Origin of the sequence: Xanthomonas sp. NCPPB 3005 (genome assembly GCF_041228095.2) — a bacterium.
GTDB classification, from domain to species: domain Bacteria; phylum Pseudomonadota; class Gammaproteobacteria; order Xanthomonadales; family Xanthomonadaceae; genus Xanthomonas_A; species Xanthomonas_A bonasiae.
Genome location: NZ_CP166096.2, coordinates 2,782,680 through 2,809,130, shown reverse-complemented (window position 1 = coordinate 2,809,130; position 26,451 = coordinate 2,782,680). Strand labels below are relative to the sequence as shown.

General features: G+C 70.9%; 27 protein-coding genes and 1 riboswitch. Of the genes, 6 read left to right on the top strand and 21 right to left on the bottom strand.

Going from position 1 to position 26,451, the window contains the following annotated elements; all coding sequences use genetic code 11:
* Nucleotides 1–33: 33 nt before the first annotated feature.
* Genes aat through trxB form a run of 4 tightly spaced genes read right to left on the bottom strand, consistent with a single transcriptional unit; the run spans nucleotide 34 to nucleotide 3,769 of the window.
* Nucleotides 34–771 carry a leucyl/phenylalanyl-tRNA--protein transferase gene (gene aat / locus AB8810_RS12175; protein WP_369916587.1) on the bottom strand — a complete coding sequence of 246 codons (738 nt, stop codon included), beginning with the start codon at nucleotides 769–771 and terminating at the stop codon, nucleotides 34–36.
* Nucleotides 772–801: 30 nt separating this feature from the next.
* Nucleotides 802–1,923, bottom strand: a complete 1,122-nt coding sequence (locus tag AB8810_RS12170) for a GNAT family N-acetyltransferase (RefSeq protein WP_369916586.1) — start codon at nucleotides 1,921–1,923, stop codon at nucleotides 802–804.
* Complete coding sequence (locus AB8810_RS12165; protein WP_369916585.1) at nucleotides 1,920–2,804, bottom strand: hypothetical protein; 885 nt, start codon at nucleotides 2,802–2,804, stop codon at nucleotides 1,920–1,922. Before AB8810_RS12165 ends, AB8810_RS12170 begins: the two co-directional genes overlap by 4 nt.
* Nucleotides 2,801–3,769 carry a thioredoxin-disulfide reductase gene (gene trxB / locus AB8810_RS12160; RefSeq protein ID WP_369916584.1) on the bottom strand — a complete coding sequence of 323 codons (969 nt, stop codon included), beginning with the start codon at nucleotides 3,767–3,769 and terminating at the stop codon, nucleotides 2,801–2,803. The genes AB8810_RS12165 and trxB overlap by 4 nt, the downstream gene beginning before the upstream one ends.
* Before the next feature lie 298 nt (nucleotides 3,770–4,067).
* On the opposite strand from trxB, the gene AB8810_RS12155 reads away from it, so the two are divergent.
* The 3 genes from AB8810_RS12155 to lolA all read left to right on the top strand — a co-directional run bounded on the left by AB8810_RS12155 (nucleotide 4,068) and on the right by lolA (nucleotide 9,177).
* Nucleotides 4,068–6,425: a DNA translocase FtsK gene (locus AB8810_RS12155; protein WP_179564608.1), complete on the top strand. Its 2,358-nt coding sequence runs from the start codon at nucleotides 4,068–4,070 to the stop codon at nucleotides 6,423–6,425.
* 101 nt (nucleotides 6,426–6,526) lie between these two features.
* The gene (locus tag AB8810_RS12150; protein WP_369916583.1) at nucleotides 6,527–8,476 is read left to right on the top strand and encodes a DUF3857 domain-containing protein; all 1,950 of its coding nucleotides are present in this window, start codon (nucleotides 6,527–6,529) and stop codon (nucleotides 8,474–8,476) included.
* Nucleotides 8,477–8,550: 74 nt separating this feature from the next.
* Nucleotides 8,551–9,177 (top strand): outer membrane lipoprotein chaperone LolA, encoded by a 627-nt coding sequence (gene lolA / locus AB8810_RS12145; protein WP_228319934.1) that lies wholly within the window; start codon nucleotides 8,551–8,553, stop codon nucleotides 9,175–9,177.
* A gap of 36 nt (nucleotides 9,178–9,213) precedes the next feature.
* On the opposite strand, the gene dmeF is transcribed toward lolA, so the two are convergent.
* Nucleotides 9,214–10,314, bottom strand: a complete 1,101-nt coding sequence (dmeF, locus tag AB8810_RS12140) for a CDF family Co(II)/Ni(II) efflux transporter DmeF (RefSeq protein WP_369916582.1) — start codon at nucleotides 10,312–10,314, stop codon at nucleotides 9,214–9,216.
* A gap of 180 nt (nucleotides 10,315–10,494) precedes the next feature.
* On the opposite strand from dmeF, the gene AB8810_RS12135 reads away from it, so the two are divergent.
* Both AB8810_RS12135 and crcB read left to right on the top strand, forming a co-directional pair.
* Nucleotides 10,495–11,805 carry a replication-associated recombination protein A gene (locus AB8810_RS12135; protein WP_369916665.1) on the top strand — a complete coding sequence of 437 codons (1,311 nt, stop codon included), beginning with the start codon at nucleotides 10,495–10,497 and terminating at the stop codon, nucleotides 11,803–11,805.
* Nucleotide 11,806: 1 nt separating this feature from the next.
* Nucleotides 11,807–11,877: riboswitch (Fluoride riboswitch) on the top strand.
* Between the two features lie 111 nt (nucleotides 11,878–11,988).
* Nucleotides 11,989–12,408 carry a fluoride efflux transporter CrcB gene (gene crcB / locus AB8810_RS12130; RefSeq protein WP_179564615.1) on the top strand — a complete coding sequence of 140 codons (420 nt, stop codon included), beginning with the start codon at nucleotides 11,989–11,991 and terminating at the stop codon, nucleotides 12,406–12,408.
* Nucleotides 12,409–12,426: 18 nt separating this feature from the next.
* On the opposite strand, the gene AB8810_RS12125 is transcribed toward crcB, so the two are convergent.
* Genes AB8810_RS12125 through AB8810_RS12115 form a run of 3 tightly spaced genes read right to left on the bottom strand, consistent with a single transcriptional unit; the run spans nucleotide 12,427 to nucleotide 14,719 of the window.
* Nucleotides 12,427–12,759, bottom strand: a complete 333-nt coding sequence (locus AB8810_RS12125; RefSeq protein ID WP_179564617.1) for a DUF3325 domain-containing protein — start codon at nucleotides 12,757–12,759, stop codon at nucleotides 12,427–12,429.
* Nucleotides 12,756–14,375, bottom strand: a complete 1,620-nt coding sequence (locus tag AB8810_RS12120) for a PepSY domain-containing protein (RefSeq protein ID WP_191824224.1) — start codon at nucleotides 14,373–14,375, stop codon at nucleotides 12,756–12,758. The genes AB8810_RS12125 and AB8810_RS12120 overlap by 4 nt, the downstream gene beginning before the upstream one ends.
* Complete coding sequence (locus AB8810_RS12115; RefSeq protein ID WP_255432580.1) at nucleotides 14,372–14,719, bottom strand: DUF3649 domain-containing protein; 348 nt, start codon at nucleotides 14,717–14,719, stop codon at nucleotides 14,372–14,374. Before AB8810_RS12115 ends, AB8810_RS12120 begins: the two co-directional genes overlap by 4 nt.
* A gap of 503 nt (nucleotides 14,720–15,222) precedes the next feature.
* Here AB8810_RS12115 and AB8810_RS12110 point away from each other — a divergent pair.
* Nucleotides 15,223–15,582, top strand: coding sequence for a response regulator (locus AB8810_RS12110; protein ID WP_179564621.1), 360 nt, complete (start codon nucleotides 15,223–15,225; stop codon nucleotides 15,580–15,582).
* A gap of 235 nt (nucleotides 15,583–15,817) precedes the next feature.
* On the opposite strand, the gene AB8810_RS12105 is transcribed toward AB8810_RS12110, so the two are convergent.
* The 13 genes from AB8810_RS12105 to AB8810_RS12045 all read right to left on the bottom strand — a co-directional run bounded on the left by AB8810_RS12105 (nucleotide 15,818) and on the right by AB8810_RS12045 (nucleotide 26,448).
* Nucleotides 15,818–16,462, bottom strand: coding sequence for a tetratricopeptide repeat protein (locus AB8810_RS12105; RefSeq protein ID WP_369916581.1), 645 nt, complete (start codon nucleotides 16,460–16,462; stop codon nucleotides 15,818–15,820).
* Nucleotides 16,456–16,941, bottom strand: coding sequence for a cytochrome c-type biogenesis protein (locus AB8810_RS12100; protein ID WP_369916580.1), 486 nt, complete (start codon nucleotides 16,939–16,941; stop codon nucleotides 16,456–16,458). The genes AB8810_RS12105 and AB8810_RS12100 overlap by 7 nt, the downstream gene beginning before the upstream one ends.
* Nucleotides 16,938–17,480, bottom strand: a complete 543-nt coding sequence (locus AB8810_RS12095; protein ID WP_369916579.1) for a DsbE family thiol:disulfide interchange protein — start codon at nucleotides 17,478–17,480, stop codon at nucleotides 16,938–16,940. Before AB8810_RS12095 ends, AB8810_RS12100 begins: the two co-directional genes overlap by 4 nt.
* Nucleotides 17,477–19,462 carry a heme lyase CcmF/NrfE family subunit gene (locus AB8810_RS12090; protein ID WP_369916578.1) on the bottom strand — a complete coding sequence of 662 codons (1,986 nt, stop codon included), beginning with the start codon at nucleotides 19,460–19,462 and terminating at the stop codon, nucleotides 17,477–17,479. Before AB8810_RS12090 ends, AB8810_RS12095 begins: the two co-directional genes overlap by 4 nt.
* A 58-nt stretch (nucleotides 19,463–19,520) precedes the next feature.
* Nucleotides 19,521–19,997, bottom strand: a complete 477-nt coding sequence (gene ccmE / locus AB8810_RS12085) for a cytochrome c maturation protein CcmE (RefSeq protein ID WP_179564631.1) — start codon at nucleotides 19,995–19,997, stop codon at nucleotides 19,521–19,523.
* Nucleotides 19,981–20,196, bottom strand: coding sequence for a heme exporter protein CcmD (gene ccmD / locus AB8810_RS12080; protein ID WP_179564633.1), 216 nt, complete (start codon nucleotides 20,194–20,196; stop codon nucleotides 19,981–19,983). Before ccmD ends, ccmE begins: the two co-directional genes overlap by 17 nt.
* Nucleotides 20,193–20,993, bottom strand: a complete 801-nt coding sequence (gene ccmC / locus AB8810_RS12075) for a heme ABC transporter permease CcmC (protein ID WP_179564635.1) — start codon at nucleotides 20,991–20,993, stop codon at nucleotides 20,193–20,195. Before ccmC ends, ccmD begins: the two co-directional genes overlap by 4 nt.
* 11 nt (nucleotides 20,994–21,004) lie before the next feature.
* Nucleotides 21,005–22,330: a S8 family serine peptidase gene (locus AB8810_RS12070; protein ID WP_369916664.1), complete on the bottom strand. Its 1,326-nt coding sequence runs from the start codon at nucleotides 22,328–22,330 to the stop codon at nucleotides 21,005–21,007.
* A 2-nt stretch (nucleotides 22,331–22,332) separates the two neighbouring features.
* On the bottom strand, nucleotides 22,333–22,977 hold the full coding sequence (locus AB8810_RS12065) for a zf-HC2 domain-containing protein (RefSeq protein WP_369916577.1): 645 nt from the start codon (nucleotides 22,975–22,977) through the stop codon (nucleotides 22,333–22,335).
* Nucleotides 22,974–23,561, bottom strand: a complete 588-nt coding sequence (locus AB8810_RS12060; RefSeq protein WP_369916576.1) for an RNA polymerase sigma factor — start codon at nucleotides 23,559–23,561, stop codon at nucleotides 22,974–22,976. The genes AB8810_RS12065 and AB8810_RS12060 overlap by 4 nt, the downstream gene beginning before the upstream one ends.
* Before the next feature lie 64 nt (nucleotides 23,562–23,625).
* On the bottom strand, nucleotides 23,626–24,387 hold the full coding sequence (locus AB8810_RS12055) for a hypothetical protein (protein WP_369916575.1): 762 nt from the start codon (nucleotides 24,385–24,387) through the stop codon (nucleotides 23,626–23,628).
* 271 nt (nucleotides 24,388–24,658) lie between these two features.
* Nucleotides 24,659–25,057, bottom strand: coding sequence for a c-type cytochrome (locus AB8810_RS12050; RefSeq protein ID WP_179564643.1), 399 nt, complete (start codon nucleotides 25,055–25,057; stop codon nucleotides 24,659–24,661).
* 29 nt (nucleotides 25,058–25,086) lie between these two features.
* Nucleotides 25,087–26,448, bottom strand: a complete 1,362-nt coding sequence (locus AB8810_RS12045) for a cytochrome C (protein WP_191824214.1) — start codon at nucleotides 26,446–26,448, stop codon at nucleotides 25,087–25,089.
* Between the last annotated feature and the right edge of the window lie 3 nt (nucleotides 26,449–26,451).

Genomic DNA, 26,451 nt, shown 5'->3' with positions numbered 1-26,451 from the left:
GGCCGCAGCATGCAAAGTTTGCGTTAATGCGGCTCAGAGCAAGGCCAGTTCCGCGGCCGCCAGTTCGCCGAAACGCGGCGTCCACGGGCCGGCCGGGCCGGGCTCGGCCACCAGCGCGGCGATCGCGTCGAGGAACGCGGCACGCGGCCAGCGCTCGGCGCCGAGGCTGAGCAGGTGGTCGTTCTCGACCTGCGCATCGATCAGCGGCCAGCCCCAGCCATGCAGGCGCCTGGCCAATGCCGCCAGCGCCACCTTGGAGCCGCCGCTGCGCGCGCTGAACATGCTTTCGCCGAAGAACATGCGTCCGCGCGCCACGCCGTAGATGCCGCCGACCAGTGCCTCGCCGTCGAACACCTCCACCGAGTGCGCGTGCCCGGCGCGATGCAGGGCGACGTAGGCGGCGGTCATCTCGGCGGTGATCCAGGTCCCGTCCTGGCCGCGGCGCGGTGCCTGCGCGCAGGCGGCGATCACCTGCGCGAACGCGGTGTCCGCGCGCACCCGCCACGGCGAGTGGCGCAGCGAACGGCGGAAGCGTGAGGACAGCCGCACCCCGTCGCTGCGGAACACGGTGCGCGGGTCCGGGCTCCACCACAGGATCGGATCGCCGTCCGAGTACCAGGGGAAGATGCCGTGCGCGTAGGCATTGAGCAGGCGTGTCGGGGTCAGGTCGCCGCCGATCGCGAGCAGGCCTTCCGGTTCGCGCAGCGCGCTCGCCGCGGGCGGGAACGGGGCGGCCGGATCGGCGGCAAGCAGGGCAGGGAGACGACGCATCGGCGCAGGGTAGCCGATCGGGCGGGCGGTTCAGTCCTGGCGGAACGGCGAGTGCCGCAGCAGGGTCGCCGCATGCTGGCGCACCGCTGCGGTTTCCTCCGCGCACCAGTCCGCCAGCGGCGCGCGGAAGCCGGGGTCGGCGATCCAGTGGCGGCTGCGCACCAGCCGCGGCAGGAAGCCGCGGGCGATCTTGTGCTCGCCCTGCGCGCCGGGCTCGAACCGGGTCAGGCCTTCGCGTAGGCAGTAGTCGATGCCCTGGTAGTAGCAGGTCTCGAAGTGCAGGCCGGGCAGGGTCTCGCCGCCCCAGTAGCGGCCGTACAAAGTGTCGCCACCGCGCAGGCACAGCGCTCCGGCCACCGGCGCTTCATCCAGAATGGCTAGGAATATCAGGAAATTACGCGGCATTTCTCGCGCAAGATGCGAGAAAAACTCCAGCGTCAGCGCCGGCGAGTTCCCGTAGTCGTCGAAGGTGCGCAGGTAGAACGCGTACATCGCCTGCAGGTCGGCGGCGCTGGCCTCGTCGCCGTGCACGACGCGGAAGCCGATGCCGGCGCGCTGCACCTTGGCCCGCTCCTGGCGGATGTTCTTGCGCCGCTTGTGGTCCATCGCCGCCAGGTAGGCATCGAACTCGGTCCAGCCGGCGTCGTTGTGCCACTGGTATTGCACGTCGCTGCGCGCCAGCCAGTCGTCGCCGAACGCGGCATCCTCGTCGGCGCTGTGGAAGTTCACGTGCGCCGAGGACAGGCCGCTGGCCTGGGTCAACGCCTGCATCGCCGCCAGCAGCGCCTGGCGGCCGGCGCTGTCGCGCGCCAGCAGGCGCGGCCCGGTCACCGGCGAATACGGCACCGCGCACAGCCATTTCGGGAAGTAGTCCTGGCCGTAGCGCGCATAGGCATGCGCCCAGGCATGGTCGAACACGAATTCGCCGTGCGAGTTGGTCTTCAGGTACCCCGGCGCAGCGGCGACCAGCGCCTCGCCGTCCCACAGGGTCAGGTGCAGTGGATTCCAGCCCCAGTCCGGGCGCAGGCAGCCATGCCGTTCCAGGCCGGCCAGGAACGCGTGCGCGACGAACGGGTTGCGGCCGTCGTGCAGGGCGTCCCAGGCGGACGCGGCGACCTCGTCGAGCCGGTGCAGCCAGCGTACCTGGGTCATCGCCGGGCTGGTTCGGGACGGGCCGGCGCGGTGAACGAGAGCGGCAGGACGACCGCGGCGAGCGCCGGGTCGGCGCAGTCGAGCCCGGCCCTGGGCAACTGCGCCAGGCGCGCCGTCACCCGGGCCAGGCCGGCGGCACGTTGCGGCGGCGCCGCCGCCTGCGCTGCGCTGGATTCGAACGAGCCCGGGCAGGGCCGGTAGAGAAAGCGCAACTGGGCGCCATCGGACGCGTTGGCGCCAAGTTCGCTGGAGAACGTGCTCATCGCGCCGCGCAACAGCGCCGAGGCCAGCGCCAGGTGCTGCTGCGCCGCCTCGCTCTGCACGGCGGCCTCGGTCTTCGCGCCTGCCGGCGCCTGCGCCGGACGCGCTGCCAGCAAGCGTTGCACTTCGCTGGCGCCGCCCGGAAGATCGCCCAGCGCGACCAGGGCCGCAAGCGTGTCGGCCGCGTCGGCGGTGCCGCCAGCCGCGTCCTCGCGCAACCAGCCCAGGGCGCGCTCGCGGCGCTGCGCGGCTGTCGGAATGCCGGCCAGCAGGCACTCGCCGAGAAAACGGGTGAACACGGCCCGCGCGCCGGCATCGCCAGCGATGGCCTCGGCCGTGATGCGGTCGCCGGTGTCGCGCACGGACTTGCTCATCGACCTCATCAGCAGCTTGATGCTGTCGTCGGCCCCGGTGCCCAGCAAGCCGCCGGCCAGCGTCGCGGCCAGCGCATCGACCTGTTCCGGGGACATGCAGAACGCCATATGCGCCGCTTCCACCGAACCGATCGTCAGCGGCGGCGCCACGGGCTCGGCATGCAGCGCGCCCGCCGCCGCGAGCAGGCCGGCGAGCACGACGCCACGGCGGCCGCGCTCGCCGGCCCGGGAGCCCGATTCGGTCAAGCGCCCTTGTCCAGATAGCGCTCGGCATCCAGCGCGGCCATGCAGCCGAAGCCGGCCGAGGTGATCGCCTGGCGGTAGTGCTGGTCGGCGACGTCGCCGGCGGCGAACACGCCCGGCACCGAGGTCTCGGTGGCCGCCCCGCCGAGGCCGGAGCGGATCTCCAGGTAGCCGTTGTTCATCGCTAGCTGGCCGTCGAACAGCTGCGTGTTCGGGTGGTGGCCGATGGCCACGAAGAAGCCATGCGCTTCGATCTCGCGGGTGCTGCCGTCCTGGGTGGACTTGACCCGCACCGCGGTGACGCCGGCCTCGTTGCCCAGCACTTCGTCGATGGCGTGGTGCCAGACGGTCTCGATCTTGCCCGCCGCGACCTTGGCGAACAGCTTGTCCTGCATGATCTTCTCGGCGCGCAAGGTGTCGCGGCGGTGCACCAGGTAGACCTTGCGGGCGATGTTGGACAGGTACAGCGCCTCTTCCACCGCGGTGTTGCCGCCGCCGACCACGACCACGTCCTGGTCCTTGTAGAAGAAGCCGTCGCAGGTGGCGCAGGCGGACACGCCGCGGCCCTTGAACGCTTCTTCCGAGGGGATGCCCAGGTACTTGGCGGTGGCGCCGGTGGCGATGACCAGCGCGTCGCAGGTGTACTCGGCGCTGTCGCCGCTGAGCCTGAACGGGCGTTGCGACAGGTCGGCGGTGTGGATGTGGTCGAAGATCACCTCGGTATCGAAGCGCTCGGCATGCGCCTGCATCCGCGCCATCAGGTCGGGACCCTGCAGGCCATGGGCGTCGCCGGGCCAGTTGTCGACCTCGGTGGTGGTCATCAGCTGGCCGCCCTGCTGCAGGCCGGTGATGACCACCGGCTTGAGATTGGCGCGCGCGGCGTAGACCGCGGCGGTCCAGCCGGCCGGGCCCGACCCCAGGATCAGCAGGCGGGAATGCTTGGCGGAATTGGCGACAGAAGAGCTCATGTATACTCGCGAAGAGGTGGAAATGGCGGCGGATTCGCGGCATTGCGCGGCTTCCGGCGTAGTCGCATAGAGTGGCGGCCGGCCTGGGATGAATCAAGCCGCGTGGCGAGAACGCTGCGGCCTGCGGCCAGCGCGCCGCCTTGCGCCCGCCGCGTGTCCATGCCGCCGCGTCGCGGTGGGGGAGAGGGCGCTGGACGATTCAGGCTTCGCCTGCCGATCCGGTGCCGACTGCTGAAATGCCGATCCGATTCGTTTATTATCAATCACTAACGGTGTATTTCTAAGGTCTGGTCATAGCGTGGCGAAGCAGGTTCCGGAACGCGGCAAATCCCAGGGCGCCAACGCGGCCGCACGCAAGCAGGCCGCCGCGGCCAATCCGCGCCGGCAGAAGCTGTGGCGCGACCTGGCGCTGATCGCGATCGCGCCGCTGCTGCTGTACCTGCTGGCCAGCCTGGCCACCTATTCGGCGACCGATCCGGGCTGGTCGCATACCGGCAGCGTGGTCGCGCCGGTGCACAACATGGGCGGCAAGTTCGGCGCCTGGATCGCCGACGTGCTGCTGCAGCTGTTCGGCTACGTGGCGTTCCTGCTGCCGGTGGTGATCGGCGCGGTCTCCTGGATCGCGCTGTTCGGCATGGACAGCGATGGCGATGGCGAGGCCGACCTGGGCCCGGCGCTGCGCCTGGTCGGGATCGTCGGTTTCCTGATCGCCGGCACCGGGCTGCTGCACCTGCGCCTGTTCAGCGGCGACGTGGCCGGTGCCGGCGGCATCCTCGGCAAGCTGGTCGGCAGTTCGCTGACCGCCGGCTTCGGCGCGCTGGGCAGCAACCTGTTCGTACTGGTGCTGCTGCTGGTGTCGATCACCCTGGCCACCGGGTTGTCCTGGTTCGCGGTGATGGAGCGCATCGGCCGCGCGGTGATGACCCTGCCGACGCTGGCCCGGCGCGGCAGCCAGCAGGCCAACGAATGGCAGCAGACCCGCGCCATGCGCGAGGAACGCGAGGAAGTGCGCAAGGTCGATGCGGTGCAGCGCGCCAAGCGCGAACCGGTCAAGATCGAGCCGCCGCCGGCGCCGGTGGTGGAGAAGAGCGAGCGGGCCAAGCGCGAGCAGCAGATCCCGCTGTTCCACGGGACCGGCGGCGACCAGTCCGGCATCCCGCCGCTGGCCCTGCTCGACGATCCCAAGCCGCAGACCAAGGGCTATTCCGAGGAAACCCTGGAGACCCTGTCGCGGCAGATCGAGTTCAAGCTCAAGGACTTCCGCATCGAGGCGCAGGTGGTCGGCGCCTATCCGGGCCCGGTGATCACCCGCTTCGAGATCGAGCCGGCGCCGGGCGTCAAGGTCAGCCAGATCAGCTCGCTGGACAAGGACATCGCGCGCGGCCTGTCGGTGAAGTCGGTGCGCGTGGTCGACGTGATCCCGGGCAAGTCGGTGGTCGGCCTGGAGATCCCCAACGTCAGCCGCGAGATGATCTATCTCAGCGAGCTGCTGCGCTCCAAGGAATACGACAAGTCGGCCAGCCCGCTGACCCTGGCGCTGGGCAAGGACATCGCCGGCCGCCCGACCGTGGCCGACCTGGCGCGCATGCCGCACCTGCTGGTCGCCGGCACCACCGGCTCGGGCAAGTCGGTGGCGGTCAACGCGATGGTGCTGAGCCTGCTGTACAAGGCCTCGGCCAAGGAACTGCGGATGCTGATGATCGACCCGAAGATGCTCGAGCTGAGCGTCTACCAGGGCATCCCGCACCTGCTGGCGCCGGTGGTCACCGACATGAAGGAGGCCGCCAACGGCCTGCGCTGGTGCGTGGCGGAGATGGAGCGCCGCTACAAGCTGATGAGCACGGTCGGGGTGCGCAACCTGGCCGGCTTCAACAAGAAGGTCAAGGACGCGCAGGACGCCGGGCAGCCGATGATGGACCCGCTGTTCAAGCCCAACCCGGACCTGGCCGAGGCGCCGCGGCCGCTGGACACGCTGCCGTTCATCGTCATCTTCATCGACGAATTCGCCGACATGATGATGATCGTCGGCAAGAAGGTCGAAGAGCTGATCGCGCGCCTGGCGCAGAAGGCGCGCGCGGCCGGCATCCATCTGATCCTGGCCACCCAGCGCCCGTCGGTGGACGTGATCACCGGCCTGATCAAGGCCAACATCCCGACCCGCATCGCGTTCCAGGTCAGCTCCAAGATCGATTCGCGCACCATCCTCGACCAGTCCGGCGCCGAGACCCTGCTCGGCCACGGCGACATGCTGTACCTGCCGCCGGGCACGGCGATGCCCGACCGCGTGCACGGCGCCTTCGTCAGCGACGAGGAAGTGCACCGCGTGGTCGAGCACCTCAAGGCCAGCGGCCCGGCCGACTACATCGAGGGCGTGCTCGACGAGGTGCAGACCATGGGCGACGGCACCGTGGTCGGCGCCACCGGCCTGCCGGAGAGCAGCGGCGGCGGCGGGGACGAATCCGACCCGCTGTACGACGAGGCCCTGCGCATCGTCACCGAGACCCGCCGCGCGTCGATCTCCGGCGTGCAGCGGCGGCTGAAGATCGGCTACAACCGCGCCGCGCGGCTGATCGAAGCGATGGAGGCGGCCGGCGTGGTCAGCCCGCCCGAACACAACGGCGACCGCAGCGTGCTGGCGCCGCCGCCGCCGAAGTGAGACGCGCGACGCGGCCCGCATCCCGGTTCCCTGCCATCGGAACCGCTCCGCGCAGCGCCGCATGCGATGCTGGCGGCCGTTCCCGCCCGCTGCCGTTGCCGATGTCCCGAACCGCCTGCACCGTGCGCCTGTTGTTGTGCGCCGTCCTTGCCGTGGCCGGATCCGCTGCCGCCGCGCAGCCGCCAGCCGCTGCCGCCGCGGCGGCCAGCCCTGCAGCGGCCACGCCCGAAGTCGCCAACAACTACAGCTACGTACGCTACCGCGCCGACTACGAGGTGCGCGACGACGCCAGCAGCGTGGAGACCGACGAGTACGAGTTGCTGCTGAAGACCAAGGCCGGCGTGGACAAGTTCAGCCAGGTGCGGCTGAGCTACAGCGAGAAGCTGGAGACGCTGGAGGTGCTGGCGGCCTACGCGATCACCCCGGACGGGCTGCGCCACGACGTGCCGGCCGACAAGATCTACACCCAGGAAAGCTACTCCAGCGCCTCGGCGGCGATGTACGCCGACCGCAAGGTCAAGGTGGTGGTGTTCCCCAACCTGATGCCGGGCACGCGGCTGGTGTACCGGGTGCGCCGCACCCAAACCGTGCCGTACTTTCCGGGCTATTTCAGCCTGTGGGAGACCTTCAGCGTGTTCTCCCAGTACGACGACGCCACGGTGACCCTGGTCGCGCCGCGGCGCATGCCGATGCACGTGTCCACGCGCGGGGTGGACGGCGCCGACACGCCGAAGATCGACGGCGCGCAGGCGCGCTGGGAATGGCGCTACCAGCGCCGCGAGCCGATGAAGAGCCAGAACTGGGCGGCGGCGACCTGGGAGTTCAGCCCGACCATCATGGCCAGCAGCTTCCGCCGCTGGTCGCAGATGGGCCAGGCCTACCAGCGCAGCAGCGGCGTCGCCGCGCAGGTCACGCCGAAGGTGCGCGCCCGCGCCGAGCAGATCACCGCCGGCATCGGCGACCGCCGCGCACAGGCCGCGGCGCTGTACGAATGGGTGGCGCGCAACATCCGCTACGTGGCGGTGTACCTGGGCAACGGCGGGCTGGAGCCGAACAGCGCCGACAGCATCCTCGACAACCACTACGGCGACTGCAAGGACCACACCGTGGTGCTGGAGGCGCTGCTGGCGGCCAAGGGCATCGCCAGCACGCCGGTGCTGATCGGCGCCGAAGGCGGGCCGACCCTGCCCGAGGTGCCGGTGCTCGGCCGCTTCAACCACGCCATCACCTATCTGCCCGAGTTCAAGCTGTACGTGGACTCGACCAATCCCTACGCGCGCTTCGGCCAGCTGCCGGCCGGCGATCTCGGCGTGCCGGTGCTGCACACCGTCGACGGCAGCGTGGCGCGGACCCCGCCCAACGACGCGCGGGTGAACCTGTACCAGGCCGAGGCCGACTACCGCTTCGCCGCCGACGGCAGCCTGAGCGGCACCACCCGGCTGGACAGCGGCCAGATCGGCGAGATCGGCCTGCGCACCATGTTCGTGCAGCTCAATACGCAGAACCGCACCCGCATCGAGGAATCGATCCTGGCCACGTCCGGCTTCGACGGCAGCGGCGAACTGGAGCTGCAGGGCGCGCCGCAGGACCTGAGCCGGCCGTTCGGCTACGCCTATAAATTTCACGCCACCGACTACGTCGACTTCGGCGTGGTCGGCGGCATGACCCTGCCGCAGATGCCCGGCGCCGATTCGGTGCGCGGGGTCTATGCGACCACCTCGGCCGAGCGCAACCTGACCCCGTTCTACTGCAACGACAACGCGCGCAGCGAGACCTACCGGCTGACCTTCCCGGACAGCGTGCCGATCATCGCGATCCCGGCCGACACCCATTTCCGCAACGCCGCCGGCGAATACGCCGCGACCTGGGTGCGCGACGGGCAGACCGTGGTCGCCACGCACACGCTGCACCGGCGTGCGGTGCATGGCCCGCAGGCGCTGTGCCAGCCGCAGGACTATGCCGCGTTCCGCGAGCTGTACCAGCAGGTGCAGCGCGGCTTCCGCGGCCAGATCCTGTACGGCGACCTCGGCCGCATGCAGACCGGGCACTGATCGCCTCACCGTCTGATCGCCTATTCAGCTTGTTCGCGGCACACTTCCCACACTCCATCCGGAACTCCATCCGCATGCTTCGCACACTCCGCTATACCGTCCTCGCCAGCGCGCTGCTGGCCGGCAGCGCCTTCGCCGGCGCGCGCGACGACCTGAACACCTTCACCCGCGGGCTCAAGGGCCTGGACGGCCAGTTCGCGCAGAAGGTCTACGACGGCAAGGGCGCGCTGAAGGAAACCGCCAGCGGCCGCGTCGCGCTGTCGGCGCCGCGCCTGTTCCGCTGGGAATACCGCAAGCCCTATACGCAACTGATCGTCGCCGACGGCGCCAAGGTCTGGGTCTACGATCCGGACCTGAAGCAGGCCACGGTGCGCACGCAGGGCGCCGAGGAGCAGAACAGCCCGCTGACCGCGCTGATCGACCCGGGCAAGCTGGACCGCCAGTACGACGTCAGCGAGGAAGCGGTGGCGCGCGACGGCCTGCAGTGGCTGTCGATGACGCCGAAGGTGGACACCGAGGCCAGCTTCCAGATCGCCAAGCTCGGCTTCGACGGTAACGGCCTGGCGCGGATGGAGGTGGTCGATGCGGTCGGCCAGCGCACCGAGATCAGCTTCAGCGGCTGGCAGCGCAACCCGGCCTTCGCCGCCGGCACCTTCCGCTACGTGCCGGACAAGGACGTGGACGTGGTCGGCGACCGCTGAGGCGCCGAACGCCGGCTGCGGCCACGCCGGGCCGGCTCAATCGGGGCAGGTCTGCACTTCGATGCTGACGTGCCCCAGTGTCGCCACGCCCTCCAGGCGCGCGTGGTAGAACGCCGCCGGCCGCGGCCGGTGGGTCACCAGCGACACGATCGCCGCATGCTGGCCGGGGCCGATCCGCCACACGTGCAGGTCGGCGATGCGCTCGTCGTCCTGTTCCAGGCGTTGCCGGATCTGCGCCTGCAAGGCGGCTGGCGCCGAAGCGTCGAGCAGCACCGCGCCGGTGTCGCGCAACAAGCCCAGCGACCAGCGCGCGATGACGATGGCGCCGACGATGCCCATCAGCGCGTCCATCCACAGCCAGCCCAGGGTCTTGGCCAGCAGCAGGGCCACGATCGCCAGCACCGAGGTCAGCGCATCGGCCAGCATGTGCACGTAGGCCGAGCGCAGGTTGTTGTCGGTGTGCGCGTGCGTGGCGTGGTCACTGCTGCCATGCGTATGGTCGGGCCCAGGGGCGTGGGCATGATCGTGCCCATGCCCGTGCCCGTGCCCGTGCCCGTGTGCATGATCGTCGTGGTCGTGGTCGTGGTCGTGATGTGCGTGACGCTGCGCGGCCGGCGCCTGCGCCGCGTGGGAATGGCCGTGCCCGTGATCGTGGCTGTGATCGTGACCATGGTGATGGTCGGCACCGAGCATCCAGGCGCTGACCAGGTTCACCAACAGGCCCAAGGACGCGATCCAGATCGCCTCGTCGTAGGCGATGTGGACCGGCTGCGCCAGGCGCAGCGCCGACTCCACGCCGATGCCGAGCGCGATCAGGGCCAGGATCAGCGCGCTGCAGAACCCGGCCAGGTCGCCGACCTTGCCGGTGCCGAAGCTGAAGCGCGGATCGTGCCGGTGGCGGCGCGCGAACCAGTAGGCGAAGCCGGCGATCGACAGCGCCCCGGCATGGGTGGCCATGTGCATGCCGTCGGCGAGCAGCGCCATCGAGCCGGTCCACCAGCCGGCGACGATCTCCACCAGCATCATCGCCGCGGTCAGCGCGACCACCGCCCAGGTCCGGCGCGCGTTGCGCTCGTGGCGATCGCCGAGGAAGTCGTGCGCATGGGTGAAGGCGTCCAGCGTGCGGTGGTGGCTCATCGGGGCACTCGCGGGGCAGGGGAACGCAACGGATTGTAGCGACAGCGCGGCGCCGATTTGCGCTGCCGGCGCCACCGGCAACGCGCGGCCTGCACGTGCCGGCGATAGAATGCGCAGGTGGCCAAGCGCAAACTCCTCGCCCCCGATACCCCCGACCTGCTGAGCGTCGATCGCGATGCGATGCGCCCGCTGGCCGAGCGCATGCGCCCGCGCACGCTGGACGAAATGGTCGGGCAGAAACGCCTGCTGGCCCCGGCCAGCGCGCTGCGCCGCGCGGTCGAGTCCGGGCGCGTGCATTCGATGATCCTGTGGGGACCGCCCGGCTGCGGCAAGACCACCCTGGCGCTGCTGCTGGCGCACTATGCCGAGGCCGAGTTCAAGGCGATCTCGGCGGTGCTGTCGGGCCTGCCGGAGGTGCGGCTGGTGCTGGCCGAGGCCGCGCAGCGCTTCGCCGACGGGCGCCGCACGGTGTTGTTCGTGGACGAGGTGCACCGTTTCAACAAGGCGCAGCAGGACGCGTTCCTGCCGCACATCGAGCGCGGCACCATCCTGTTCGTTGGCGCCACCACCGAGAACCCGTCGTTCGAACTGAACTCGGCGCTGCTCTCGCGCTGCCGCGTGCACGTGCTGGAATCGGTGTCGCCGCAGGACATCGTCGAGGCGCTGCAGCGTGCGCTGCACGACAGCGAACGCGGCCTGGGCGAGGAGGCGATCCGGGTCTCGGACGCCGCGCTGCTGGAGATCGCCAGCGCCGCCGACGGCGACGTGCGGCGCGCGCTGACCCTGCTGGAGATCGCCGCCGAGCTGGCCCAGGGCGAGGACGGCGAGATCACCCCGCAGACCCTGCTGCAGGTGCTGGCCGACCGTACCCGCCGCTTCGACAAGGGCGGCGAGCAGTTCTACGACCAGATCTCGGCGCTGCACAAGTCGGTGCGCAGCTCCAACCCGGATGCGGCGCTGTACTGGCTGACGCGCATGCTCGACGGCGGCTGCGATCCGGCCTACCTGGCGCGGCGCCTCACCCGCATGGCGATCGAGGATATCGGCCTGGCCGATCCGCGCGCCCAGCAGATGGCGCTGGAAGCCTGGGACATCTACGAGCGGCTGGGCAGCCCGGAAGGCGAACTGGCCTTCGCGCAACTGGTGCTGTACCTGGCCAGCACCGCCAAGTCCAACGCCGGCTACGCCGCGTTCAACCAGGCCAAGGCCGAAGTGCGCGAGAGCGGTACCCAGGAGGTGCCGCTGCATCTGCGCAACGCGCCGACCAAGCTGATGAAGACCCTCGGCTACGGCGAGCACTACCAGTACGACCACGATGCCGAAGGCGGCATCGCCCTGGACCAGACCGGGTTTCCGGATGCGATGGGCGAGCGCGTGTACTACCGGCCGGTGGAGCGCGGCCTGGAGATCAAGCTCAAGGACAAGCTCGACCGGCTGCGCGCCGCACGCGAGCAGGCGCGGGCTGACAAGGCCAAGCCGACGCGCTCATAATCGGCATCAAGGAGATGGCATTCCTCCTCGAACCGCCCGCAGTCCCTGCGCGCTGATGATGCCTGCCCAACCCCCGCCGGGGCGGCAGGCCTGCGCCCCGGCATCGCCCGATCTGGAGACCACGATGCCGCACTTCGTTTTCGTTTTCCCACGCCGCCGCGCCGCCGCGCAGCGGGGCAGCGCATGAACTTCGCCCTGTGGTGGCAGCAGCTGTTGCTTGCGATGGCCGGCGGCGCGGTCGGCTCCGGTGTGCGCTTCGCCGTGGGTAGCGCCTTGTTGCAGCGCTACGGCGCCGGTTTCCCGTGGGGCACGCTGACGGTGAACCTGGTCGGCGCGTTCTTCGGCGGTTTCCTGCTGGTCTGGATCGAAGGCAAGGGCGCCAGCGCGCCGTACTGGCGTGCGTTGCTGGTCGTCGGCCTGCTCGGCGGCCTGACCACGTTCTCCTCGCTGATGATGGAAAGCCTGGTGTTCCTGCGCAACGGGCGCGGCGGCATGGTGCCGCTGTACCTGGCGATCACCCTGGCGGCGGGCCTGCTGCTGGTGATCGGCGGCGCCCGCGTGGCGACCGAACTGCGACCGCCGGCAGCCAGTGCCGGCAAGTGAGTGCATTGGCCGTGCGTGCTAGGACAGCAGCGCGGCCGCCAGCCCCAGCGGCGGCGCTGCCAGCGCCAGCGGCACGATGGCGCGCGGCCGGTACGGCAGCAGGCCGTAGGTCAGCAGCGCGGCGCTGGCGCTGAGCGTGCCCAGCCACAGCACCGGGCCGATGGTCCAGCCCAGCGCTGTCACGCAGCACGCGAACGCCGCGGCCAGCAGCAGCCAGCCGCCGATGCGCAGCTGGCGCATCCGCGCCGGCGCGGCGCGCTGCGCGCCGTACAGCTCCAGCTGGTGTTTCTCCATCGCCAGGCACAGCGCGACGAAGCCGGAAAAGGCCAGGCCCAGGCCGAGCAGGTTCATGGCGTCTCCAGTGCCGTGGTCGACACGGGCTGCGCCGCCGCCCGTTCGCGCGCGCGGCGTTCGGCCGCCGACAGCGGCGGCTGCCAGCGCTGCATGCGCCGCGCCGCGACCGCCAGCACGCAACCCAGCCCGAAGCAGACCAGGTCCACACCGGCCAGCGCCCAATCGCCGGCCGGCAGGGTATTGCCCAGATGCGCGTCGGTGGTCAGTGCGTTGAGCGCCGGCAGCAGCGCGAACAGGGCCGCACCCAGGTACAACTGCCAGGCCCACATCGCGCGCCTTGGCCAGACGAAGGCGGCGACCAGCGCCGCTGCCCAGGCAAGGAAGAACGCCGCCGCTTCCTGCTCCGGGCGCTCGGCCAGATGCACCGGGATCAGCCGGTTGCCCCAGAAATAGGCGGCGAAGGCGATCGGCAGGCCGGCCACCGTGCCGATGTTCAGCGCGTCGACCAGGCGCAGGCCGACACCGATCCGGCCGGCCTTGGCGTGCTTGGGCCGTTCCTTGACCGCCCACAGGATCACGCCGCTGGCCACCATCAGGCAGCCGAGCAGGCCGGAACCGAAGAACAGCCAGCGCAGCCCGGACCCGGCGAAGTGCGCCAGGTGCAAGCCGTACAGCGTGCTGCGGGTCTGCGCGGCCGCGCCGGGGCTGCCGCTGCGCGCCAGAACCTGTCCGCTGCCGGCGTCCAGCAGCAGCGACGGCGGGTCGTAGGCTAGGCGCCGGCCCTCGCCCTGGCGGATCTCGATCACCGCCGCGGCATCGCCCGGGTTGTACAGCGAGAACCCGGCGATCGGAGCCTGCGCGCCCCATTCGGCGCGCGCCACGTCCAGCAGGCGCGCGATCGGCAGGCGCGTGCCCGGCCGGCCGCTGGCTTCGCGGGGATTCTCCGGCTGCGAGAACGCTTCGGCGTAGAACGCTTCTTCGGCATTCGGATAGGCGACCTTGATGCCCCACGGCAGGTACATCAGCATCAGCGTGACCAGCCCGGTGTAGGTGATCATCGCGTGGTAGGGCAGGGCCAGCACCGCGCTGACGTTGTGGAAGTCCAGCCACGAGCGCTGGCCCTTGGCCGGACGGAAGGTGAAGAAGTCCTTGAAGATCTTCTTGTGGGTGATGACCCCGCTGATGATCGCCACCAGCATGAACATGGCGCAGAAGCCGACGATGTAGCGCGCCCACATCACCGGGATGTAGTGCAGGTCGAAGTGCAGGCGATAGAAGAACTCGCCGCCGCGGGTGTCGCGCGCGGTGCTGGCCTGGCCGCTGAGCGGATCCAGCAGCGCGTCGCCGAACATCTGCTTGCGGCTCTGGGCGCTGCCGTCGGCCGGCGGCGGATTGCGCCAGAACAGTTGCGTGAACGAGGAGCGCGCGCCCGGCAGCGACACCGTCCATTGCGGCGACTGCGGCGCTTGCCGCTCCAGAAACGCGACTGCACGTGCGGCCACGGTGTCCGTGCCCAGCGACGCGCGCGGCAGCTCCGGGCGCATCCAGCGGCTGATCTCGTTGCGGAAATAGCTGGCGGTGCCGGCCATGAAGATCAGCAGCAGCACCCAGCCGACCAGCAGCCCGGTCCAGGTGTGCAGCCAGGCCATCGACTGACGGAATCCCTGCTTCATGGCGTGTGCTGCTGCAGCCAGGCGATGGCCAGGGCCATCGGCGCCAGCAACGCGACGATCCCCAGCCAGGCGCGGGCGGCGCTGCGCGCGGCGAACGCCCACAACGCGGTGCAGGCGCAGACCAGGATGCCCAGCATCATGCCGCTGAGCACGGCCTGCGCACGCAGGCTCGGCCACAGCAGTGGCAGCAGCGCGGAGGTCGCCGCGGCCAGCGCATAGCCGCCGAAGATCGCCGCCAGGGTGCGCGACAGCACGCCCAGCCAGGGTGGCAATGGACGCCGCGACGCGGCGGGCGGGCGCGAGGCGTGGGGATCGTGCAGGGGCGCGGGAGGAACTGGATGCATGGAAGCCTGTCGGGAAAAGGCACCGGCTTGGCATCGGGCTAGGCGGGAGCGTGGCGGCGATGAAACAATGCCGAACAAGTTAATGATACGCATTCCTATCTTTGCTGCGCAATGCGCCGCCAGTGCGGGCAGTGGGGCGCAGCGCATGCCAGGACCATGCTGCGCAACGCGCCGCCGTGGTTGGCCGTCGGCTGAAGCGCTGGCGGAGCGATCCGCGGCGACGGCGCTCGAACCTTGCGGCCATGCCTGGTGCCATGGCCGCAGGTAGCGGAGGCGGCAGTCAGGCCACGGCGCCGGCAAGCGGCTCGGGACGAATGACGATCTCTCGCGGCATGTTCCGGCGCTGCCATCCTTCCCGCACTGCTGGCACCCTGGGCCAGGCAACGATGTCGAGCGCAAGGGACCGACGGCCGGTGCCGCGCTCCCGTCACGGCACGGTCCCGCGCCTGACGCGCACGATGGCCGATCGATGCCGGCAACGGATCACTGCGGAGATGCGATGGATGAAGATTCTCGTGGTCGACGATTACCGCACCATGCGGCGTGTCATCCAGAACCTGTTGAACCGGCTCGGCTACGACGACGTGGCCGAGGCTGCAGACGGTGCGTCGGCCCTGGCCGCGTTGCGGGCGGACAGGATCGGCCTGGTCCTGTGCGACTGGAACATGCAGCCGATGACCGGCCTGCAGCTCCTGCGCGAAATCCGCAGCGACCGTGCGCTGGCCGGCACGCCGTTCATCATGGTCCTGGCCAACGACAGGCGCGACGACATCACCGCCCTCAAGGAGGCGGGGGCGAGCGGTTACATCATGAAGCCCTTCAACGCCGAGACGCTGCAGGGCAAGATCAAGGCCGTGCTCTGACCGGTTTCGGCGATCGGCGATGCGACAGGGTCCAACCGGCCTGCGGTGCGTGCGCTGGTCGCGGCATGGCCAAGGCGGGCAAGCGCCGTGGCTGCGCAGCGCGACTGACCGGCAGCGCCGGCCACCTGCGGGCCGATCGCGCCGCAGGCCTCGATCGGCGCAAATGGCGCCTGGGCTCGTATGTGCGGGGAATGCCTAGGCGGCGCGCCGTCGCGGCGGTATCGACAGTCGCGCTTCAGCGTGCCGCCGTGGGCGCCGCGGCCATCGCGTCGGCGGCGGCGATCTTCTGTGCCACCGCCGCGCGCAGCGGGGAAGCGTCCGGCAGCAAGGTCCGCAGGTGACGCCAGCGCATCGCGGCGTTGGCGTAGCGGTGTTGCTGGAACTCGCCGATGCCGAGCATCCATAGCGCGCGCTGGTTGTCCGGTTGCCGCGCGAGGATGCGCTCGAGCATGCCGTGCGCGGCCGGGCCGACGGCGAAGTCGGGCTGCTGCGCCATGTCCGCCTCGACCCAGCCGAGCATCGCCTCGCTGTCGTCCGGGGCGATCCGCAGCGCCTGCGCGTAGGCCTCGCGCGCCTCGGCGCTGCGCTTGGCCTGCGCCGCGGCCGCGGCCTGCTCCATCCATCGCTGCAGCGCACGTTGCGCCGCGTCCGGGTCGGGCGCAGGCGCGGCTTGCACGGGGATGCCTGCCAGCGCCGCGGGATCGCCGACCAGCAGATACAGGCCCGCGCTCGCCAGTGGCAGCGTCACCGCCACCAGCGCCGCGGCGACGCAGCGCTGCACGCGGGCGCCGGGCCGCCGGCGCAGCAGCGGCCACAGCAAGGCGCCCAAGGCGATGCCGACCATTCCCGCGGCAGCAATGCCGAAGCCGGCCGTCACCATTGTTCTTCCGGCTCCTGGTCCGGCGCCACGTGTGCCGCGGCGGCGGCCCGGCGCCGCAGCGTGGCCACGACCATGGCCGCGCCGCCGAGCAGGAACAGCAGCGGGCCGAACCACAGCAGCCAGGTGCCGGGCGCCAGCGGCGGGTCGTAGAGCACGAACCGGGAATAGCGATCGACCATGTACTGCTTGATCTGCGCATCGCTGCGGCCGGCCTGCAATTGCGCGAACACCTGGTGGCGCAGGTCGCGCGCCAGCGTCGCGTTGGAGTCGGCCAGGTTCTCGTTCTGGCAGACCAGGCAACGCAATTGCGCGGTCAGGCGCTGGAAGCGCAGTTCCTGCTGCCGATCCCGGAACGGCAACGGATCCACCGCCTGCGCCGCCGCCGGCAACGCGTGGGCCAGCAGCAGCAAGACCAGCAGCGACAGCCACGGCTTGGTCCATGGCCGGCCGCGCAGCGCCCGCGCAGATGGCCCGCTCATCGCTGCGCTCCGTCCAGCGCGGCGATCGCCGGACGCAGTTCGCCGGCGATCACCGCACGCGTCAGCACGCCGACATGTTTGTAGCGGATCACGCCCCGGGCATCGATCAGGAAGGTTTCCGGAGCGCCGTAGACACCGAAGTCGATCGCGCGCTGTCCGTCCTGATCGACCACCACCAGCGCATACGGATTGCCGCGCTGCGCGAGCCAGGCGCGCGCGTCGCGCGGGTCGTCCTTGTAGGCGTAGCCGATCAGTGCGACGCCGAGGTCGTTGGCGTGCGCCAGCAGCAGCGGATGCTCCTCGCCGCAGGCCAGGCACCAACTGCCGAACACGTTGAGCAGGTACGGGCGGCCGCGCAATTCGGCGCTGCCGGCGCGTTGCGCGGGATCGTCCAGGCGCGGCAGCGAGAACGCCGGCGCCGGCTTGCCGATCAGCGGCGAGGGCACCTCGCGCGGGTCGTGCGCGCGGCTCCAGTAGATGCCGAAACCGAACAGCGCGGCCAGCAGCAGGAAACCGAGCAGGGGCAGCAGCCGGCTCATGTCGGTATCGCCGATGCGGTCGTGGCGAGCGGCGCGGCAAGCTCGGCGCCGGGTGCGACCGGGTGCGGCGCACGCAGCCGGCGCGCGCAGGCGCTGACGAAGCCGCCGAGCATCATCAGCAGGCCGCCCAGCCAGATCCAGCGGATGAAGGGTTTGTAGTACAGGCGCAGGGTCCAGGCGTTCTCGATGTGCTGGTCGTCCATCGGCTCGCCCAGCGCGACATACAGATCGCGGACGACGCCGGCATCGATCGCCGCCTCGGTCTGGATCCGTTCGCTGGAATACAGGCGCTTCTGCGGATGCAGCAGCGCCACCGCCGCGCCGTCGCGGCTCACCGTCAGCGTGCCTTGCTCGGCCTTCCAGTTCGGCCCGTCGATCATGCGCACGCCATCGAAGCGGAACGCGTAGCCGCCGATCTGTTCGCTTTGCCCGGGCGCCAGGCGCACGTCGCGCTCGATCGACAGGCTTTCCGACAGCAGCACGCCGGCCACGAACACCGCCACGCCGGCATGGGCCAACAGCATGCCGGCCAGCTCCGCCGGGAAACGGCGCCCGCGCGGCGCTTCGCGCAGGCGCTTGTAGGCATACAGCGCGGTGCCGATGCCGATCCAGGTGGCGGCGGCGACGCCGGCCACCGCGCGGGCCGAGCCGTCGGTCAACACGAAGGCGACCAGCGCGCAGGCCAGTGCGGCCAGCACCGCGCGCACGGCCACTGCCTGCAGCGCGCCCGGTTCGGTCCGGCCCCAGCGCAGGTACGGGCCGAACGGCAGCAACAGCACCACCGGCAGCATCAGCAGCGGGAACAGCAGGCCGAAGTAGGGCGGGCCGACCGAGACCTTGCCCAAGCGCAGCGCATCGCCGAGCAGCGGGAACAGCGTGCCCAGCAGCACCATCGCCGCGGCCACGGTCAGCATCAGGTTGCCGACCAGGATCGCGGTTTCCCGCGACAGCGCCGCGAACGGCTTGCCGGCGGCCAGCCGCGGCGCGCGCAGCGCGTAGAGCAGCAGCGCACCGCCGACCGTCACGATCAGGAAGCCGAGGATGTACAGGCCGCGGCGCGGGTCGGCGGCGAAGGCGTGCACCGAGGTCAGCACGCCCGAGCGCACCAGGAAGGTGCCCAGCAGCGACAGCGAGAAGGCCAGGATCGACAGCAGCAGGGTCCAGGCGCCGAGCGCGCCGCGCTTTTCGGTGACCGCCTGGGTGTGGATCAGCGCCGCGCCGACCAGCCACGGCATGAAGCTGGCGTTCTCCACCGGATCCCAGAACCACCAGCCGCCCCAGCCCAGTTCGGCATAGGCCCACCAGCTGCCGGCGACGATGCCGGCGGTGAGGAAGCCCCAGGCGACATTGGTCCACGGTCGCGCCCAGCGCACCCAGGCCTGCTGCTGTTCGCCGCCGAGCAGGGCGGCGATGGCGAAGGCGAAGGCCACCGAGAAGCCGACGTAGCCGGTGTAGAGCACCGGCGGGTGGAACACCATGCCCGGATCCTGCAGCACCGGGTTGAGTTCGTTGCCGTCCAGCGGCATCGGCGACAGCCGCGCGAACGGGTTGGAGGTGAACAGCACGAAGGCCAGGAAGCCGGCGGCGATCAGGCCGAGCACGCCCAGCACACGCGCGGCGAACGCCTCCGGCAGGTGCCGGCTGCTGCGCGCCAGCAGCACCGTCCACAGATCGAGGATGGCGATCCACAGCAGCAGCGAGCCTTCATGCGCGCCCCAGACCGCGGCCAGCCGGTAGTACCAGGGCTGCGCCAGGTTGGCGTTGGCGGCCACGTAGCGCACCGAGAAATCCAGGCGCAGCAGCGCATAGGCGAGCAGGGCGAAGGCCAGCCAGGCGAACAGCGCCTGCGCGCAGGCGGCCGGCCGCGCCACCGCCATCAGCGCACGGTCGCCGCGCCAGGCGCCGAGCAGCGGCAGCAGGCCCTGCGCCAGCGCCAGCAGCAGGGCCAGGATCAACGCGAGCTGGGCCAGTTCGGCGGTCATCGCGGCAGGGCGGCCGAGCGTGGCCAGCGCCGCGCGGCGCGGCGGGGCGGCATCGGCTTCATGGCGTCGCGGACGTGGCCGCCGACGCGGAAACCGCAGCTGCGGTACGGCCCTCATGGGCCTGCGCCATCGCGTCCTTCAGCTCCTGCGGCATGTAGGTCTCGTCGTGCTTGGCCAGCACCTCGGTGGCGACGAAAGCGGCGCCGTGCAGCGAACCGGTGGCGATCACCGCCTGGTTGTCGCGGAACAGGTCGGGCAGGATCCCGGTGTAGGCGACCGCGGTGGCGCCGGAGGCGTCGATCACGGTGAAGTCCACCCGCAGCGAATCGGCGCTGCGCCGGATCGAGCCGGCCTTGACCATGCCGCCGAGGCGGAACACGCGGTAGCCGTCGGCCTGGCCGGCCTGCACCTGGCTCGGCGTGAACAGGTAGCTGATGTTGTGCTGCAGGGCCAGCACGAACAGGCCGGTGGCGAGCGCGGCGGCGCCCAGCACCAGCAGCACGATCAGCAGGCGGCGCTTACGGGTGGGATTCATGGGCGGGACCTGGCGACAGCGGCGCGGCGCCGCGCTGGCGGCGACTGTGTTCGCGCACCACCTGTGCGCGCGTCTCGGCAAGCAGGCGCCGCTGCCGCCAGCGCGGCAGCAGCGTGTCCAGCAGCAGCACCAGCAGGAACAGCGCGTAGGCCGGCCATACGTAGGCGGCGTAGCCGCCCATCGCCCAGAAGCCGCTCATGCCGCGCGCTCCGCCGCCAGGCGCGCTTCCGGCAGCGGCGCCGGCGCGTGTGCGGCCAGGGCGAGCGCCCGCACCCAGCCCTTGCCGCGCTCCAGCGCCAGCAGGTCGGTGCGCATGCGGCCGAGCAGGCTGGCCAGGTAATAGCACTTGCTCGCCAGCACCGCGGTCAGCAGCGGCCACAACATCGCCAGCGGCATCTTCGACGGACCCAGCACGCGCACCGTGGAGCCCTGGTGCAGGGTGTTCCACCAGACCACGGAGAAATGCACGATCGGCAGGTTGATCAGCCCGACCAGCGCCAGCAGCGCGGCGGCGCGCGCGCCCTGGCGCGGATCCTCGATCGCGCGGTACAGGCCGATCACGCCCAGGTACAGGAACAGCAGCACCAGTTCCGAGGTCAGCCGTGCGTCCCAGGTCCACCAGGCGCCCCACATCGGCTTGCCCCACAGCGAGCCGGTGCACAGGGTGATGAAGGTGAACGCGGCGCCGATCGAGGCGGAGGCCATGCACGCCACTTCGGCGAGCTTCAGCCGCCACACCAGGGCGACGAAGGCGGCCGCGCCCATCGCGGCATAGACGAACAGGCTCATCCAGGCGCTGGGCACGTGGATGAAGATGATCCGGTAGGCGTCGTGTTGCTGGTAGTCCGGCGGCGCCAGCACCAGGCCGCCGTAGAACGCCACTGCGCCGAGCAGCAGCGCCGCGCCCAGCGCCCATGGCCGGATCGCGCCGGCGACGCGATAGAACGTCGGCGGCGAGGCGAGCCGGTGCATCCAGTGCGGAATCCACTTGGCCATGGCCGCTGCGCTCAGCGGGACGTCGTGGCGGCGCGGGGCAGCGCCTGTACCGCGGCGGCGGCATCCACCTGCAGCAGGCCGTCGCGTTGCCGGCTGGTCCGGCGCAGCAGCTCGTGCACGCTGCGCGCGTCCAGCTGCGGCGCCAGCGACAGCAGCAGCGCGACCACGCCGCTGACGTGCGCGGTGGCCATCGACGAGCCGGACGTGAAATCGTAAGCGCCGTTGGGCTGGGTGGTGAGAATGTCCTCGCCCGGCGCGCTGAGCACGCCCGGCGGCGACGCGGTAGCGCTGCTGGTGCGCACCACGATCACGCCCGGGGTGCCGTCGGGAAAGCCGTCCAGGCGGCCGTCCGGCGGCATCGCCGCGATCACGATGCGGCCCTGCCGCAGCAACTGCTCGAGCAGCTTGCGCAGCAGCGGATCGGCCGGCCCGCCCAGGCTCAGATTGATGATGCGCGTGCGCGTGTCGCCGATCGCGACCAGCGCCTTGGCCAGGGTGAAGGAATTGCAGCCGGCGCCGGCCCCGGCGCGCTGCGGGTACCAGCAGGCCTTGTACACGTCGAGCATGGCCTTGGGCGCCATGCCGACGATGCCCAGATGGTTGTTGCTACCGGCGGCGATGATCCCGGCGACCTCGGTGCCGTGGTGATCGCGATTGAACGCGGCGGGGTCGGCACCGACCAGGTCGCGCACCTCGCGCAGGCGGCCCTGCAGGTCGGGGTGGGCGGTGTCCACGCCGGTATCGACGATGGCCACGCCCACGCCCTGGCCCTGGCTCAGCACCTGCGCGGTGGCGGCGTTGGTCGCGGCGAAGCCGCGTTGCATGTCGACGTAGGGATCGTTGTAGCGCAGCGGCTGCGCGGGCTTGGCCGGCGGCGCCGGGTCGGCGTAGGTGGCGAACTCCTGCAACGGCTGCGACAGCGCGACGCGTTCGTCCTTGGCCAGCGCGGCGAGCAGCGCGTCGCGCGCCGCGCCCGGCGCCGGCTCGAACACCACGCAGTACACGCCCAGCGGCTTGATCGGCCAGCCGGTCACCTGGCGCAGGCCGTAGCGCTGGGCCAGCGCGTCCAGCGTCGCCGCCGCCTGGGTGCCGGCCCCGTAATACTTGGAAGAGGCATAGCCGATCAGGTTGGAGCCGGCATGCCGGCCCGGTGCGGCCATCGGGTTGGCCACCGCGAGCACGATCTGGCGCTGGCTGTCCAACGCCGGCGAGGCGTCCAGGGTCGGCGTCTTGGCCGGCGCCGCTGTGGCAGCGGCGGGCGCGTCGGCGCCACTGCGCCCGCCATGGGCGCAGGCGCCGAGCGCGAGGCAGGCCATCAGCAGGCAGAGACGACGCAGGCTCATGGTGCGGAAATCGGCTCCGCCAGGCGGATGCCGGGCGTCGCACGCAGCTGCTGCACGCTGCGCTGCGGCTGCGCCGGCGACCCGGCCTGGACCGGCACCACGGTGTAGGCGCCGGCGCCGTTGGGGCCGCCGACCACGCGCAGCTGCAGCTTGCGCAGCACGGCGTCCCAGTCGGCCAGGGTCATGCGCGCGTCCGGCACCACGCGGATCGCGTCGCTCGCCAGCGGCTGCGCGGTCTCGCTGAGGGTGCGGTAGCTGGCGCCCTGGCCCTGGTCGCTGGCGGACAGCCTGACCCCGAGCACGCCCAGCCCGACCGCCTGCACCAGCGCCGCGGCGACCAGCGCCCGCGTGGTCCAGCTGGAGCGCGCGCGCGCCGGCAGGCGCTGCGGTTCCGGCGCGTCGAGGCGGCCGAGCAGGCGCTGCAGCCCGGCTTCGGCGTCCACCGGCACGTCGCTGGGCAGCGACATCGCCATGCGCAGCCGGCTCTGCTGCGCGAACTCGGCGCTGCAGAAGCTGCACTTGGCCAGATGCGCGATCAGCCACTCGTGTTGCTCTTCCGTGGCGCTGGCCTGCAGCACCCACGGCATCAGTTCCCAGGCATGCGAGCACTCGTTGCCCGGCTCGTTGAAGCCTGTCTTCATGACACGCTCTCCGTCAGAGGGGAAGCGCCGCCGGCCAATCCCGGCAGCACGTTGCGCAGCTTGACCCGGGCATGGAACAGCCGCGCCTTGATCGTGCCCACCGGGCACTGCATGATCGCCGCGACTTCTTCCAGCTTGTGGCCCAGGCCGTAGACCAGTTCGACCACCAGGCGCTGGTCGGCCGACAGCCGCTCCAGGCCCTTGCCCAGCCAGTCGCGCAGTTCGCGGTCCTCGTCCGGGTCGGCGGAGGAGGCGAAATGCTCTTCGGCGCTCACCCCTTCCTCGATCGCCTCGTCGCTGTGGTGGCGGATCGCCTTGAGCCCGCAGCGGTAGGCGATGCCCATGATCCAGGTCGAGACCTGCGAGTCGCCGCGGAAATCGCCGGCCTTCTGCCAGGCGATCCAGAAGCAGTCGTTGATCGCCTCCTCGATGATGTCCGGGCGCCGGGTCAGCCGCGACAGGAACCGGCACAGGCGCCCGTGGTAGTTGCGGTACAGGGTGGCCAGCGCATCGCGGTCGCCGCCGGCCATGCGCCGGAGCAGCATGCGGTCGGTGGCATCGCCTAGTGGATCGGTGTCGGTCATGGAGGGCTGGCTTGGCAACGGGCACCGGTATGTGCCGGGTCGGCACGGAAAGGTTGCGTGCGGATCAGAAGGCGCGCGACACGGTGACCACCCACGGCCAGATCCCGTTGCCGCGCCTGGCGTAGATGCTGCGCGCGTCGCTGAACACGCGGTCGACCTCCACGCTCCAGGCGCCGGCGTTCCACATCAGCCCGGCGTGGCCGTAGCTGTAGTGGTCGGCGTAGTCCAGCCCGTACAGCGCCGGCGGGGCCTGGCTGATGCCGATCCCGGCCGACAGCGACAGCTGCCCCGGCAGCGGCTGGTGCACGGTGAGGTCGGCCGCGCCGTACCAGCGGCCGCGGTAGCTGTCGGGCAGCTCGAACGCGGCCAGCGACACGCTCAGCCGGTCCCGGTAGGACCAGCCGAGGCTGGCCTCGTTGCGGTTGAACAGGCGGTTGATGCGGTTGCCGGGGTAGTCGTAGCGCAGCAGCCCGGCCTGCATCTGCCAGCTGTCGGACAGGGTCCAGCTGCGCGACAGCTCGATCGTGGTCAGCAACTGGTGGCCCGGCGCGTCCAGCGCGGTACTGGCGGACGCGCCCAGCGACCAGCCCGGCGCGGGCAGCCAGTAGCCGGCGAGCTGCAGGGACGGCGTATCGGCGGTCACCGCGATGCCGCGATCGACCAATTGCGAACTGAGCCCGACCGCGCCGCCCAGCTTGGCCGCCAGCGCCGTGCCCGGCAGGCACAGCGCCGCCGCCAGCGCCAGCGTGCCGCGCAGCGGGCGCAGGCGCGCGGCACGCTGCGCCAGGTCACCTGCGGCCTTGGTCATGCCGGTCGGGATGCCCATGCATGGCGGTGTCCGCGGCGGCGGCCCATGTCGGTCGCGGGCAGGGCGGTCGGGGACAGGGAGCCGGCGGCGGAAGGGCGGTTGTGCACGGTCGCTCGATGGTCGCGGGTCGGATCGCAGGGGACGCTGGGGCGCGTGGCAGCGGCAACGCCGGAGCGCTCGCCGCGTGGACGCTCGCCATTATCGGCGTTGCGGACTGGCGGCGACACGGCGCACACCCGGCGTCGGACGCCGGGTTCAGTTTCGACTATGCCGGGGCCGGGCGCCGACTTCAATGCAGGGTATTGAGATAGGCGATGAGGTCCTCGAGCTGCTTGCTGTCGTCGAGCCCGTCGTACTTCATGTTGGCGCCGGGGATGCCCTTGGACGCGGGCTGGGCCAGGTAGCTGCGCAGCTTGTCGTCGCTCCAGGTCCACTGGGTCTTCTTCATCGCGTCCGAGTAGCGGTAGTCGGGCACGCTGCCGGCGCTGCGCCCGACCACGCCGAACAGGGTCGGGCCCTTCTTGTTCTTGCCCGGCGCCGCGCTATGGCATTCGGCGCATTCGGTGGCGAACACGCCGGCGCCGGGCAGGCCGCCGCCGGCATGCGCGGCGGGCGCGAGCGCGACGCCGAGCGGCAGCAGGCTGGCCATCAGGGTGCACCACAGGGGAAATGCGTTGGCTGGTTTCATGACGATCCGTACTGGGGGGAAAGGTGTGCTCAGAACGCGAGGCTCAGGGCCAGCGAGAACTGGTTCAGGTCGTGCGGGCGGGTCACCGGCAGGGCGCCGAACACGTTGCCGGTGGTGCCGTTGAACTTGCTGAAACGGAACCAGGTCGCGGACAGGCGCAGGTTGGCGATCGAGGTGAACGAGTCGTCCTTGCCGAACGGCGCCCAGGAGGCGCTGATCAGGTTGCTGGTGGTGTCGGGCGTGCCGTACGGGCTGTAGCGGAACGGGTCGGCCGAGCCGGTATTGATGAAGTGCGCCAGCAGCAGGCCGTAGCTCTGCTTGTAGGTGTAGCTGAGATTGATCGACTGGTCGCGGATGCTGCCGCGGCGCAGCCCGGCCACGCTGGGGTCGGCCGGGTCGATCGCCGCGCTGCCGTAGCGGCGGCGCTCGTAGATGTTGAGGTAGCCGAGCTTGAGGATGTGCTCGCGGGTGCCCAGGAACTGGTAGTTCAGGTCGTAGCCCAGGTCGGTGAAGTCGTCGCGCGGGCCGGTACTGCGCGGCAGCTGGCGATGGGTGGTCAGCGCGACCACGCCGGCGGAGAAGAATTGCTTCTTCATGTCCTTCATGTAGCTCAGGCGCAGGTAGCCGGTGTCGCTGAGCTTGCCCGGGTCGCCGCCGACCGCGTAGCCGAGGTCGTCCTGGGTGGAGACCGGCAGCGCGTTGTAGGTGCCGATCTCGCCGTACCAGTTGCGGTCGTAGACGCCGTAGACGCTGGTGCCGATCACCCGGTTGGACAGCGAGGACTGGTTGAGCAGGGTGGTGGAGCCGGCGTAGGCCGAGGCCGGACCCAGGCCGGAAGCATTGGGCAGCACGCCGATCGGATCCTGGCTGCCGGGGTTGTTGTTGACGCTCACCCCGAGCAGCGCGTCCTTGCCGCCGAGCTTGAAGGTCTTGGCGACGAAGCGCAGGTCCACGTTGTCCAGCTTGGTGGTGAACTTGTCCTTGCCGTTGTTGCTGCTGGAGACCTTGATGTAGCCGCCGACGTTGTCGCTGACCCGGCCGGCCAGGTACAGGTCGGCCTCGCTGAGCTGGTTGTTGGTCTTGCCGCGCACCGGCACGCTGCGGGTGCCGGTGAGTTGCGCCGAGGCCGGGATCTTGGTCCCGTTGCCGTCGCTGTCGGTGTAGCCGTTGAGCTTGAAGCGCATGCCGTACGGGGTCAGCGCCGGGCCGTAGGCGCCGATGTGGCAGTCCGCGCAGGAGGAGCCGGTCTGCCGCGCGAACGCCGGCACCGCCGCGGCGCGCGGGCTGGCCAGCAGCAAAAGCGAGCCGAGCGTGGACCACAGCAGCACCTGCTCGGCGCCACGCAGCGTGCCGGGACGGAAGAAGGAAGAAGGGGACGGGGTGGTCTGCATGCG